The organism is Agromyces sp. SYSU T00194, assembly GCF_040496035.1.
Classification (GTDB): domain Bacteria; phylum Actinomycetota; class Actinomycetes; order Actinomycetales; family Microbacteriaceae; genus Agromyces; species Agromyces chitinivorans.
Genome location: NZ_JBEPJZ010000001.1, coordinates 1,539,728 through 1,552,303 on the forward strand (window position 1 = coordinate 1,539,728; position 12,576 = coordinate 1,552,303).

Here is a 12,576-nt window from a genome sequence, read left to right on the forward strand (position 1 = left end):
CTCGTGATGTTCGCCGCGTTCCGTGCGGCGAACCCGACTGAGCAGGATCAGTTCTGGTCGGCCCGTGCTGGTCTGGACTCCATCGCAGGGGCGCCTCTCGCACGTGCCGACACCTGGAGCTGGGCGGCGGACGGCATCTGGTATCCGAACTCGCCCGCATGGAACCTCGTGCTCGCCGTCGGGTGGGACTGGCTGGGGTTCCGGGGACTGCTCCTGGTGGCCTTCGTCGCGATCTGCGGGTACTTCGCCCTCGGCATCACCGCAGCTCGGGCGCTCGGCGCCCGAGCGCTGCCGTCGCTGCTGGCATGGGTGCCGGTGATCGCGGCCTCGTCGGCGATGCTGTCGGCTCGAGCGCCGATCGCCGCGCAGATCCTGATGCTCGGTGCGGTGCTGCTGGCGTGGTGGTGGGCTGCGCGACCCGCGATGGCATCGCGCATTCGCGAGGCGATCCTCGTCGCCCTGGCGGGTCTTGTTCTCTCGCTCATCGGCAACTGGGTGCACCTGTCGTTCATGCTGTGGGCGGCAGTCATCGCGATGGTCTGGTCAGTGGTCTGGGCCCTGTCCCCGGGCGTCGATCTGCGCCGCTGGGTATCCGTGTCATGCGGCGGCGCTGTCGGGCTCTTCCTGGGGTGCGTCCTGTCGCCGTACGGGATCCCGTTGACCCTCGAACGGTCGCGCGTGGTCGCCGGTGTCGGCCGTGGCCTGATCACCGAGTGGCAGCCCGTCTGGGAGATCGGCGCGGTCGACTGGCGAGGTTTCGTCCTCGCGGGCATCGCGGTCTCGAGCGCATCGGTCTCGACGTGGTGGACGATAGGCGTCGTGCGTTCGGGCGGCTGGCGATCTCGCCGAGCGGCACTCGCCGTGCCGATCGCGCTCATCGCCGTCCCGGCGACGATCGCCGGAATCGGTACCTTCAGGTTCCTCTTCGTGGGCATGCTGATGTCACTCCCGTTGGTGGCCGCCGCCGCGTCCGACGCCGTGCGGCGCCTGCGGCGGTCGCGCGGGGGCAGCCGCCTGCTCTCGAATCCCAGGATGATCGAGTACACATCCGGTCGGTTCTGGGCGGTCATCGTCACCGGTGTGTGCATCGTGCTGCTGCTTCCCGTCCTGGTCGCCCTGCGCAATGACGGGCGTCCCGATCAGGCGGTACTGGTGGCAGACCTTCCGATGGGGTGCAGGTCGTTCACAGACGATCGGGTCGCGGCGCTCATCATCATCACGCGTCCGGACGTCAAGGTCTGGATCGACGGGCGTGCAGACTTCTACGGGCGCGACCACATCATCGACACGGTCCAGATCTACAACGGAGGGCAGATCCCATCGGGTGCGGACTGCGCGATCCTTCCGGCCGTGTATCCGCTCGCCGACAAGCTCGATCGCAGTGCGGACTGGGAGCGGTTCGGAACCAGCGCCGGGTACTCGGCCTGGGTTCGGCACTCCGAGAACGCTGCGAACGACACCCGCGATTGACGGCGTGCACCCCCGAACTGGGGCGTAGGCCCGAAACAGGCTCTTCGCATAGCCTGCCGAAGTCGCGGTAAACGCGATCCCCGTACGAGCGAGAACAGGACCCTACCCATGCTCATGTTTCTGACCCACCTGAAGGCCCTTGCCAACTCCGTCCGCTCGGAGGAGCGCGGTGCGACCGCCGTCGAGTACGCGCTGGTGCTGGGCCTCGTGGCGATCGCCCTCGTCGTCGCGGCGCTCGCGCTGACGCCGATCCTGAGCGACTTCGTCGCGGAGATCGGCACCTGGATGGACGCGCAGGGCGTCCAGTAGGGTTCGACGTGGGTTCAGGGGCTCGGGCGGTTCTCGCCCGGGCCCCTGAATCGCCGGGACAGGTCGGTCTCAGCCTCCGAGGAGAAGGCACGGAGTGATCAAGCGAAGAGCAGCTCGATCGAGCGAACGCGGTGCCGCCGCGGTGGAACTCGCGATGACGTTCCCGATCGTGGTCATCATCCTCATCGTCATCATCGAGTTCGCTCGGCTATGGAGCATGCAGGCGACCATCTCCGATGCTGCCCGGATATCCGCGCGCTACGCCTCCATCCACTCGGAGGACGCCACCGTGGTCGCCGATGCACAGGCGGAGGCGACCGCCGTCCCCGGGCTGGTCGACTGGTCGACCGCTACGGTGGGCGTGACCGTCGATTGCGACGGTACCGGCTCAGCACTATCCGTCATCAGCGTGGACCCCGGTTCGATCACGACGTGGTTCGCGAATGCGATCGGTTCGTCCTTCTCACTCACGGCGACAGGAGAGATGCCATGCGGTGGTTGAAAGCCCGGCTCCACGACCTGCGACGTGAGCGAGGTGCGAACGCGGTGCTCATCGCGCTGCTGTTCGTGCCGCTGATGGGTGCGGGAGCGATCGCGGTCGACGTCGGTGCGCTGCACGCGGAGCGAGCGCAGCTCCAGCATGGTGCGGACGCGGCGGCGCTGGCGATCGCGAAGTCATGCGGAGCGAGCGAGGCCGTGTGCTCGGTCGACGGGCCGGGCATCGCGGAGTCATTCGTGGACGGCAACGCCGGCACGCCGGTCGATGGCACGGCCACCATCGACACCATCAACTACTCGCAGAACTTCGTCCGCGTCTCCGCGTCGGGCGAGTTCCCGCACCTGCTCGCCGGCTTCCTCTTCGGGGGCGGCGCGGGCACTACGACCGTCAGTGCCGGTGCGGCGTCCCTCTGGGGCTCGCCGATCAAGGGTGGGACGATTCCGCTTGCGGTCGCCGAGTGCGAACTGACGCGCAACTTCGATCCCGGCACCGAGGAGACCGGCGATCCGTTCATCCTGATGCTCATCGGACCCGGCAACGGCGCGAAGAACCCGGAGGAATGCGGGCCGAACTACCCGGGCGGATTCGGGTGGCTCGAGGGTGACGACATCGACGGCGACGGGTCGCCGGACTGCGTCGTCGAGGTCGAGGTGGGCGTGCCGGAGCAGGGCGTGCCCGGCAGCTCGGACACGAAGGCGGGCGGCTGCCCCGACGACTACCTTGCCGACGTGATCGGCCAGACCGTGCTCGTTCCCATCTACGACTCGTTCACGCCCGACGCCACCGGCAACCATGGCAGCTACAACATCGCACGCTTCGCCGCCTTCGAGGTGACCGGCTACCACATCGCGAGCGGCAGCTGCCAGGCACCCGGCCAGAAGACCGGCAACAGCTGCTACCTGCCTGGCGAGTCGAACTCGCCGGGGTTCGCCGGCGGTGAGTTCGGGCTGCAGGGGTACTTCGTCCGCTACGTCGAGATCGGCGAGGACTTCGAGCTCGGCGACTCCGGCACTCCCGACGGCGGGCTGACGGTGATCCGGCTGCTCGACTACGACGACCCGATCAACTAGCCGTCCGATCGCCCACCAACCCGAATCGAACGAGGACCCAAGAGCTGACGCATGAGAATCCGTATCATCGGCGCGATCGCCGCCATCGTACTCGCCGCCGCCGGCGCCTTCCTCGTCGTGAACTACGTGAACGGCGCCGATGAGCGCGCCGCAGCCGGTGCCGAGTTGGTCGATGTCTACGTCGTCGAGGAGGACGTCCCGCGCGGCACCAGCGGGGAGGCGATCGCCGACTTCGTCGTGGAGCGGCGGATCACTGCCAACGCCGTCCAGCCGGGCGTCGTCGAGGACCTCGCCGAGCTCGCGGGACTGGTGACGACGACGGACCTGCTCATCGGCGAGCAGCTGGTCGAGGGCCGGTTCGCGTCGCCGCTCGAAGTCGCGGCGTCCGGTGACGTCCCGCTTCCCGACGGTGCGCAGGAGGTCACGATCGCGCTCTCGGTGGATCGCGTCGCGGGAGGCACGGTTCGGCCGGGCAGCACCGTGGGTGTCGTCGGGACGGTCGAGCAGGAGACGGAGCAGCCGGACGGAACGATCGAGACCGAGTCGACCACGCAGTTCGTCTATCACAAGATGCTCGTGACCCGCATTCAGGGAGGGACGGCCCTCGTCAGCGAGGACTCCGAGTCGACCGGTGACGGAGCCACCACGATCATGGTGACGTTCGCGGCCACGACTCCGCAGGTCGAACGCCTGGTGTGGGCTGCCGAGGGCAACGCGGGAATCTGGCTGACGCTCGAGCCCGAGAGCGCGAGCGAGTCGGGTTCGAGCCAGGTGACTGGGGAAAACTTCTGGGAGTGAGCAGATACACGCTGGTCAGTCGAAGCGCGGAGTACGAGACCCGACTCCGTCGCCTCTTCCGAGCGCGCGTCACCCCGGTTCCGGGGGAGTACCTCGCGTTCGGTGCGCAGCAGGTCGTCGCGCAGATGACCAGCGCGCCGCGCATCGTGCTGCTCGGACCACTCCTGAGCTTCGATGAGACGAAGTCCGTCGCCGCCGAGTTGTCGGAGCGCTACCCCGGGATCGGCATCGTCGTGGTGCGCGAACAGCGGAGCGACCTCGAGGACTGGATCGACGCGATGGACATCCACGCGGTGCTCAGCCCCGATGCGTCCGACCAGACGATCACGAGCCTGATCGAGCGCCTCGACGATTGGCTGGTCGCGTATGGGCGGCTCCCGGCCGCACCGGCGGAAGTCGACGACGAGGACGACTCGACCGAGACCGCGGACACCTCGTTCCTGATGGTCGCGGAGCAGCAGGCCGAGCCCGAGCCGGAACCCGAGCCCGAGCCGCCCGCGGAGGAAGCCGAGCCCGAAGAGGAGTGGATCCTCCCGCCGCCGCTCGAGGAGGGCGTGCGGAGCGAGATCATCGTCGTGACGGCGCCCAAGGGCGGCCAGGGGAAGACGACGACCTCGATCAACCTCGCTGTCGGCCTGGCGGAGGTGCATCCGAACTCGGTGGTGCTCGTCGACGCCGACCTGCAGTTCGGCGACATCGCGAATGCACTCTCGCTCACGCCGCGCACCGCGCTCGCCGACCTGATCGCGTCGATGAGCGATGAGCTCGCACTGAAGACCCAGCTCACGCGCCACGAGGACGATTTCTTCGTCGCCGCGGCCCCGGACTCTCCCGAACTCGCAGACGAAGTCTCGCCGCAGAACCTCGGCGCGCTCATCCAGAACCTCTCCACGCAGTTCCGCTACGTGGTCGTGGACACGAGTCCCGGCCTCGGCGAGCACACCCTCGCCGCCATCGAACAATCGACGGACGCCGTCTTCGTCACCAACATGACCGTGCCGAGCCTCCGAGCGCTCCGCAAGGAACTCAAGCTGCTCGTCGACATCGAGTTGCTGCCGTCGAACCGCCACGTGGTCCTGAACTTCGTGGATAAGAAGAGCGGGATCACGGTGGGTGATGCAGAGCACATCATCGGCGCTGACATCGGCACCGTGGTGCCGCGGTCGGGCGCCGTGGTGTTCGCGAGCAACCAGGGCGAGCCGCTGATCCACTTCGACGTGCGCGACCCCGCAGCGGGTGCGCTTCGCGAGCTGGTCCAGAAGATCGAGCCGTCCGCCGTCCCGACCAGGCGACGAATCCACAGGAAGTCGAGAGCATCATGAGACTGAGTGATCGACTGGAGCGCGCCCGTGGTGCGCATGCGGCAGGCGAGCCCGAGGTCGAGCCCGCCGAGGCGCTGGCGCCGCTCGCACCGGCGGGCGCTGTGAGCGACGCGCCCGTCGACGAGTCCGCGCCCGCTGCGGCGCTCCCCTCGCCGCTCGAGCACGACGAGCCGGTGCCGTCTCCCGGTGCCGACGGCGATTCGCCCGAGCACTCCTCCACGTGGGAGGCGATCGCCGGCGAGGAGCACCACGAACGTCGGGACAGCGCCCAGGACGCGCTCGCCGAGCTCAAGGAGCGCGCGGCCCAGGAGCTGTTCCGACGGATCGGTGCGCGCCTGAACGATTCGAGCCTCTCCGAGCAGCAGCTCCACGCCCTCGCACGCGAGGAGCTCACCCGGATCGTCGGGGCTGAGCAGGTCGCCCTGACCACGGTGGAGCGCAACCGGTTGATCCAGGAGATCGGTGCGGACGTGCTCGGGTTCGGACCGCTCGAGCCGATGCTCGACGACCCGGAGATCACCGAGATCATGGTGAACCGCCGCGACCAGGTGTTCGTCGAGCGGAACGGTCGCCTCTACGAGTCGCGCCAGGTCTTCACGAGCGAGGGCCAGCTGCGACGCGTGATCGAGCGCATCGTGTCGCGCGTCGGACGTCGCATCGACGAGTCGTCGCCGCTTGTGGACGCCCGCCTCGAAGACGGTTCACGTGTCAACGCCGTCATCCCGCCGCTCGCGGTCGACGGCTCCTCGCTGACGATTCGAAAGTTCGCGAAGACGCCGCTGACCGTCGAGGACCTCGTACGCTTCGACACGATGTCGAGCCAGATGGTCGAGCTCCTGCGCGCGGCAGTGCGCGGCAGGCTGACGATCCTCGTCTCGGGCGGTACCGGCACCGGTAAGACCACCCTCCTGAACGTGCTGTCGCACTTCATCTCGAATGACGAGCGCATCATCACCATCGAGGATGCGGTCGAACTCCAGCTGCAGCAGGATCACGTCGTTCGGCTCGAGTCCCGCCCGCCCAATATCGAGGGCCGCGGCGAGGTAACGATCCGCGACCTCGTACGGAACTCGCTGCGCATGCGCCCCGACCGCATCGTCATCGGCGAGGTGCGTGGGGCCGAGGCGCTCGACATGCTGCAGGCGATGAACACCGGTCACGAGGGCTCGATCTCGACGATCCACGCGAACTCGCCCCGAGACGCGCTCTCGCGTCTCGAGACCCTGGTGCTCATGGCGGGCATGGACCTGCCGCTCCGAGCGATCCGCGAGCAGATCGCCTCGGCGATCGACATCGTGGTCCAGATCGGCCGCCTCCGCGACGGCACGCGTCGCGTCGTGAGCGTCACCGAGGTCCAGGGGATGGAAGGCGACATCATCACGCTCGAGGATGCCTTCAAGTTCGACTACGCTGCGGGCGTCGACGAGAACGGCCGGTTCCTGGGGCATGCCGTCGCCACCGGCGTGCGTCCGCGATTCGTCGACCACCTGGCGGACTACGGCATCACGGTGCCGAACTCGATGTTCATGGCCCAGGCGCCGCGTATGGGTGATCGTCTGTGACTCCCGCGTTCCTGCTCCTCGGGACGCTGCTCGTCCTCTTCGCCCTCCTGGCGCTCGTGCTGTTCGTCATCGCCCCGCCCGCGCCGCGAGTGTCCCTCGAACGCCGGCTGGCTCCCGGCGAACAGCATGTCTCCTCGCTGTCGAAGGCCACCGACCGCACCGTGGCGGGGATCGAGACGATCCTGCAGCGACGGCGTGCCGGGATGTTCAGCGAGGAGGTCCTCGAGCTGGCCGGCGTGCGCATGCAGCCGTCCGCCTTCCTGCTGATGGTCTTCTCGTTCTCGATGGTGCTCGCGGCGCTCGGGGTGCTGCTCGGCCTCGGATCGATCGCCGCCCTGCTGTTCGCGATCCTGTTCGGGCTCATGGGCCCGCTTCTTGCGAAGCTGTGGCTGTCGCTGCGCACGTCGCGGCGCCGTGCGAAGTTCGCCGACCAGCTGGACGACACCCTCCAGCTGCTCGCCGGCAACCTCCGTGCCGGTCACGGGCTCACCCAGGCCATGTCCTCCGTCGCCCGGGACGCGGACTCGCCGACCTCGGAGGAGTTCTCCCGGGTGGTGAACGAGACCCGCCTGGGTCGCGACCTGAACATCGCGCTGGAGGCGACGAGCGCCCGCATGCAGTCGGACGACTTCGACTGGGTCACGCAGGCGATCGCGATCAACCGCGAGACCGGTGGAAACCTGGCCGAGACGTTGCTGCGCGCGTCGGCGACGATCCGTGAGCGCAACCAGATCAAGCGCCAGGTCTCGGCACTCAGCGCGGAGGGACGTCTCTCCGCAGTCGTGCTGGTGCTGCTCCCGATCGGCGTGTTCGGGTTCCTCGCGATCACGAGCCCGGGCTACGTGGCTCCGTTCGTCCAGTCGGTGTTCGGGATCGCGGCCCTCGTCCTCGCAGTCCTCCTGTTGATCGCCGGAACGGTCTGGATGATCTTCGCGGTGAGGGTGAAGTTCTAGGGATGTTCATGGTCGACTACATCGGGTACATCGGGGCGGCGGCGATCGCCGTGGGCGTCGGGCTGCTGCTGTTCGTGATCATCGCCTCGATCCCGTCGAGCAAGGCGGTCGCGGAGGTCGTCTCCGCCGACGCTGCCGGCTCGCGCGTGCGTGACCCGGGCGAACGGCGCACGTTCGCCGAACTGCTGGCAGACGTGATGCCGTCGGGGTACACCGGGTGGATCCAGCGCAAGATCCTCTACGCCGGCCGAGGCGGTGACTGGACCGTCGGAGGGTTCCTCCTCCTCAAGACCGTCCTCACAGCGTTCGGGCTCCTCATCGTGATCTGGGCCATCGCAGCCAGCGGCTCCGGGGTGCTGGTCTTCCTCTCGATCCTGCTCACCATCCTGCTCTTCGTCGTCCCCGACGGGTTCCTCGCCGGGCGCGCATCGGAGCGGCAGAAGTCGATCGAGCTCGCGCTTCCCGACATCCTCGACCAGATGACCATCGCGGTGGAGGCCGGTCTCGGGTTCGAAGCGGCAATGACCAAGACCGCGCAGGCGGGGGCGACGCCGCTCAACGACGAACTCATCCGCACCCTCCAGGACATGAGCATCGGGCGTTCCCGCGCCGACGCGTACGAGGCACTGCTCGCCCGGACCGACTGCGAAGACCTGCGCCGATTCATCCGAGCCATCCTGCAGGCCGACCGCTACGGCATCTCCGTCGCCGACGTGCTGCGCGTGCAGGCGGGGGAGATGCGCCTCCGTCGTCGCCAGCGCGCCGAGGAGCAGGCGATGAAGGTGCCGGTGAAGGTGATCTTCCCGCTGGTCTTCTGCATCCTTCCGGTGCTCTTCATCGTGCTCCTGTACCCGGCCGCGGTCAGCATCGTCGGCGTGTTCGCGCGGTAGGGCCCTCGGAGATCGGTCGTGGTCGAAGCACCGAACCGCGAGCCGATCCCCAGCGAGCCATCCTCGGGTTCGTCACGGGGCCCGGACGCGCTAACGTGAATGCGTTCGCGCCCGTCCCCCCGCGGGTGCGCTGGGCTTCGCGACGCTGCGGCCCGACCGATCCCGAGCCGAGGACGAGCATCCCCCCATGCGCATCCGAATGGGCGGCGCTGACGACGTCGCCAGACCCGCAGACGAGGCATCGCATCGCGCCCGGCCGAGCCTGGCAGGGGGCGATCGGGCATGAAGCCGTACATCCTCGTCAGCCGGAACACGGCCTACGACCTGCGCATGCGGCGGCTCCTCGGCACGAACCTGCGCTCCATCCCGGGCGAGTTCCTCGGCATCGGCACCTCGCTCGTGCTCGACCGGGTGGGCACCTCGCCGCGCATCGCGATCCTCGGGCCGGAGCTGCGCTTCCCGGAGACGGTCGCGCTGACGGAGGCGCTCATCGCCCGGCACCCGAACATCGGGCTGGTGATCGTCGAATCGGAGCCGGGCGACCCGGAGACCTGGATCGGCCGCGGCATCCACGCCGTGGTCCCCGCTCAGGCGACCGACGCTGAGACGCTCGACCTGGTCAACCGGCTCGACACCTGGCTCGCCGAGTACGGCGAGGACATGGAGGCGGGCGAGTTCGGCGGCGTCGACGCCGTGAACGAGCCCGAACCCGAGCCGGCCGCCCCGAAGCGCGACCTGCCCGATTTCGACGACGAGGTGGTCTGGGTGGCGGATGCCACCGAGCCGCCCCCGACCCCGCAGCCCACGTCCGCCGCAGTCTCGCCCGACCCCGCGGCGTCGCGGGTACCCGCTGCCCTGCCCGACCTCGTGAGCGCCCCGACCGCCGTCCCGCGCCCGGGCCCCACTCCGCCGCCCCCGCCGCCGCCGGTGCGTCGGGCGCCCGCCGCGGCGTCCCAAGCCACGCCTGAGCCGCCGCCGTCGACCGTCGAGCCGCCGACCCGGACGGCGACCCTGCCGGTACAGGATGCCGGGCGCGCCACCACTGCCGAGCTCGCCGGGCCCGCCGACGACGCGCCCACCGGGGTCCGCAGCGAGATCATCGTCGTCGCCGCGCCGAAGGGCGGCCAAGGCAAGACGACCGCGGCGATCAACATCGCGGTCGGCCTCGCGGAGGTCGTGCCGGGCGAGGTCGTGCTCGTCGACGCCGACCTCCAGTTCGGCGACATCGCCTTCGCGCTGGGGCTGCCGGAGTCGCGCACGGTCGTCGGTGCGCTCGAGACACGCGACGACGACGACCTCGTCTCGGGGCTGCTGCGCCACGAGGACGACTTCTTCGTCATGCAGGCGCCGCCGACGCCGGAGGATGCGGAGCACGTGACGCCCGAGGACCTCGTCGCGGTGGTCCGACGCCTCTCGGGCCGCTTCCGGTACGTGGTGGTCGACACGACCCCCGGTGTCGGCCCGCACAGCCTCGCGCTCATCGCGGCCGCGACCGACGGCGTCTTCATCGCGAACATCAACACGCCGAGCCTGCACGCGATGCGCAAGGAGCTCGAGCTGCTCGAGGCATCCGACGGCATGCCCCCGAACCGGCATGTCGTGCTGAACTTCAGCAACCGGCGCGCGGGCATCACGCCGGCCCAGGCGGCGGAGGTCGTGGGCGTCCCGTTCGACATCGACGTGCCGCGCTCGCCCGCGGTGCTCTTCGCGAGCAACGAGGGCGTCCCGCTCATCCACCACGACGTGCGCGATGCGGCGGCGAAGGCGTTCCGGCGCCTGGTGCAGCGCATCGACCCGGCCGCGGTGCCGACGCGTCGCCGCATCCACCGCCGCTGGCGCGCGTCGTGACGACCGGGGCCGGTTCTCCACAGGGTTCGCGCCGCACCGGCCCGCCCGCGAGCGCGCCCGGGCTACCCTTCCTCGCGTGACGGCGATACTCCTGGGCGGCGGTGCGGTCTTCGGCGCCGTCGCGGGCTGGTGGCCGATCGCGGGGTCCGCGCGCAGCGGCACCCACGGCACGCGGCTGTGGAGCCGGCGTTCGCGCATCGTCGTCACCGTCTTCGCCGCACTCGGCGGCATCGCGATCTGCTGGGGCATCGGCGTGTCGCCGGTACTGCTGCCGGCACTGGTCTTCCTCATCACCGGCGCGGCGCTCGCGACGATGGATGCCGCGGAGCGGCGCGTCCCCGCCGGCACCGTGACCAGCGCCGGCGTGCTCGTCGCCGGCATGCTGGTGGTCGCCGCCGCGATCGACGACGCCTGGTGGTCGCTGCTCTGGGCCGGGCTCGGCGCCATCGGCATGTCCGCCATCGCCGCCGCCGGTGCGCGCTGGCTCCCGCGCGTGGTGGCCTGGCGGGACCTCGGCCTCCCGGTGCTCGCCGGCCTGATGCTCGGGTACCTGGGGTGGGAGGCGTGGCTGGCGGGCCTCGCCGGCATGCTTGTGATCGGGTTCCTCGCCGCATCCGTCGCCGTGCTGCGCGGCGACGCCACGCGACTGGCCGGCGCCCTGCCGCTCGGCCCGTCGATCATGGCGGGCGCGGTGCTCGCGATCGTCCTGGTCTAGCGGCCCGCCCGCCCGCGCCGGCCGTAGGCTGAGGGTGGGGAGGCCGACGTGAGCAGGGGGAGCGAGCCCGACTGGCAGCCGGACGTGCTCGGCGAGCGGTACGAGCAGCTGACGCTGCCGTTGGCGGAGGACGACGAGGGCGAGGTCGTCGCGACGCTCGTGCGCCACCGCCCGCGCTTCCGCTGGCGGCTGACGCCGGGGGCTGCGGCCGACTGCGACGTGCTCTACGTGCACGGCTGGAGCGACTACTTCTTCCAGACCGAGCTCGCCGAGTTCTGGGCGGATGCCGGTGCGCGGTTCTTCGCCCTCGACCTGCGCAAGTACGGGCGGAGCCTCCGCGGCGGGCAGACCCCGGGCTTCGTGAACGCCCTCGCCGCCTACGACGAGGACATCGAGGCCGCGCTCGCCGCCATGGGGCACCCGATCGACGGGCCGGTCTCGGCACGCCCGCTCATCCTGCTCGGGCACTCGACCGGCGGGCTCACGCTGGCGCTGTGGGCCGCGCGACACCCCGGCGTCGCATCCGCCCTGATTCTGAACAGCCCGTGGCTGGAGTTCCAGGCCAGCCGCATCGGGCGCGAGGCGATGACGCCGCTCATCGACCTCTCGGCCCGGGTCGACCCGCGCGGCGGCCTGCCGAACGTCGACCTCGGGTTCTACACGCGCGCGGTCGCGGAGGAGCAGGGCGGCGAGTGGACGTACGACCACGCCTGGCGCCCCGACCGCGGGTTCCCGGCGCCCGCCGGCTGGCTCTCGGCGGTGCTCGCCGGGCATGCGCGAGTCGCCGCCGGCATCGACGTCGGCGCGCCCGTGCTCACCCTGCTGTCGAAGCGCACGACGATCCAGGCACGCTGGAGCGAGGAGATGCGTTCGAGCGACAGCGTGCTCGTCGTCGACGAGATGGCCGAGCGTGCGCTCCGGCTCGGCCCGTCGGTGACGGTCGAGCGCATCGACGGCGCCCTGCACGACGTGTTCCTCTCGCGCCCGGAGGTGCGCCAGGACGCCTACGCGCGCGTGACGCGGTGGTTGCGCGGCTTCTCGCCCGTCTGACGGTGTGACGGATGCCTCGCCGGCGACGAGTCGGCCGGGCCGCATCGATGCCCCGCGAACGGGGCGATGACCCGGATGCCTCGCGCGAAT

Annotated in this window: 12 protein-coding genes; all 12 read left to right on the forward strand. The window is 70.0% G+C overall.

Translation table 11 applies throughout. The features are described from left to right. Nucleotides 1-6: 6 nt before the first annotated feature. Nucleotides 7-1,470, forward strand: a complete 1,464-nt coding sequence (locus ABZK10_RS07145; RefSeq protein ID WP_353808483.1) for a hypothetical protein — start codon at nucleotides 7-9, stop codon at nucleotides 1,468-1,470. 108 nt (nucleotides 1,471-1,578) lie between these two features. Then, complete coding sequence (locus tag ABZK10_RS07150; protein WP_353808484.1) at nucleotides 1,579-1,779, forward strand: Flp family type IVb pilin; 201 nt, start codon at nucleotides 1,579-1,581, stop codon at nucleotides 1,777-1,779. Nucleotides 1,780-1,873: 94 nt separating this feature from the next. Further along, nucleotides 1,874-2,281, forward strand: coding sequence for a TadE/TadG family type IV pilus assembly protein (locus ABZK10_RS07155; protein WP_353808485.1), 408 nt, complete (start codon nucleotides 1,874-1,876; stop codon nucleotides 2,279-2,281). Beyond that, nucleotides 2,269-3,348: a Tad domain-containing protein gene (locus tag ABZK10_RS07160; RefSeq protein WP_353808486.1), complete on the forward strand. Its 1,080-nt coding sequence runs from the start codon at nucleotides 2,269-2,271 to the stop codon at nucleotides 3,346-3,348. Before ABZK10_RS07155 ends, ABZK10_RS07160 begins: the two co-directional genes overlap by 13 nt. Nucleotides 3,349-3,399: 51 nt before the next feature. Beyond that, on the forward strand, nucleotides 3,400-4,146 hold the full coding sequence (locus tag ABZK10_RS07165; RefSeq protein ID WP_353808487.1) for an RcpC/CpaB family pilus assembly protein: 747 nt from the start codon (nucleotides 3,400-3,402) through the stop codon (nucleotides 4,144-4,146). Further along, nucleotides 4,143-5,468 (forward strand): CpaE/TadZ family protein, encoded by a 1,326-nt coding sequence (locus ABZK10_RS07170; protein WP_353808488.1) that lies wholly within the window; start codon nucleotides 4,143-4,145, stop codon nucleotides 5,466-5,468. The genes ABZK10_RS07165 and ABZK10_RS07170 overlap by 4 nt, the downstream gene beginning before the upstream one ends. After that, nucleotides 5,465-7,030, forward strand: coding sequence for a TadA family conjugal transfer-associated ATPase (locus ABZK10_RS07175; RefSeq protein WP_353808489.1), 1,566 nt, complete (start codon nucleotides 5,465-5,467; stop codon nucleotides 7,028-7,030). Before ABZK10_RS07170 ends, ABZK10_RS07175 begins: the two co-directional genes overlap by 4 nt. Beyond that, nucleotides 7,027-7,983, forward strand: coding sequence for a type II secretion system F family protein (locus tag ABZK10_RS07180; protein ID WP_353808490.1), 957 nt, complete (start codon nucleotides 7,027-7,029; stop codon nucleotides 7,981-7,983). The genes ABZK10_RS07175 and ABZK10_RS07180 overlap by 4 nt, the downstream gene beginning before the upstream one ends. Before the next feature lie 8 nt (nucleotides 7,984-7,991). Beyond that, nucleotides 7,992-8,873, forward strand: coding sequence for a type II secretion system F family protein (locus ABZK10_RS07185; protein WP_353808491.1), 882 nt, complete (start codon nucleotides 7,992-7,994; stop codon nucleotides 8,871-8,873). Nucleotides 8,874-9,155: 282 nt separating this feature from the next. Next, nucleotides 9,156-10,721, forward strand: a complete 1,566-nt coding sequence (locus ABZK10_RS07190) for a CpaE/TadZ family protein (protein WP_353808493.1) — start codon at nucleotides 9,156-9,158, stop codon at nucleotides 10,719-10,721. Between the two features lie 76 nt (nucleotides 10,722-10,797). Beyond that, a complete protein-coding gene (locus ABZK10_RS07195; RefSeq protein ID WP_353808494.1) occupies nucleotides 10,798-11,436 on the forward strand; it encodes a hypothetical protein in 639 nt (212 codons plus the stop codon). A 48-nt stretch (nucleotides 11,437-11,484) separates the two neighbouring features. Beyond that, nucleotides 11,485-12,486 (forward strand): alpha/beta hydrolase, encoded by a 1,002-nt coding sequence (locus ABZK10_RS07200; RefSeq protein ID WP_353808495.1) that lies wholly within the window; start codon nucleotides 11,485-11,487, stop codon nucleotides 12,484-12,486. Nucleotides 12,487-12,576: the final 90 nt, after the last annotated feature.

Excerpts from the sequence above, each read along its gene's own strand:
- ABZK10_RS07145 (WP_353808483.1), top strand. The coding sequence starts at position 7 with ATGTTCGCCGCGTTCCGTGCGGCGAACCCGACTGAGCAGGATCAGTTC.
- ABZK10_RS07150 (WP_353808484.1), top strand. The coding sequence starts at position 1,579 with ATGCTCATGTTTCTGACCCACCTGAAGGCCCTTGCCAACTCCGTCCGC.
- ABZK10_RS07160 (WP_353808486.1), top strand. The coding sequence starts at position 2,269 with ATGCGGTGGTTGAAAGCCCGGCTCCACGACCTGCGACGTGAGCGAGGT.
- ABZK10_RS07165 (WP_353808487.1), top strand. The coding sequence starts at position 3,400 with ATGAGAATCCGTATCATCGGCGCGATCGCCGCCATCGTACTCGCCGCC.
- ABZK10_RS07175 (WP_353808489.1), top strand. The coding sequence starts at position 5,465 with ATGAGACTGAGTGATCGACTGGAGCGCGCCCGTGGTGCGCATGCGGCA.
- ABZK10_RS07185 (WP_353808491.1), top strand. The coding sequence starts at position 7,992 with ATGGTCGACTACATCGGGTACATCGGGGCGGCGGCGATCGCCGTGGGC.
- ABZK10_RS07190 (WP_353808493.1), top strand. The coding sequence starts at position 9,156 with ATGAAGCCGTACATCCTCGTCAGCCGGAACACGGCCTACGACCTGCGC.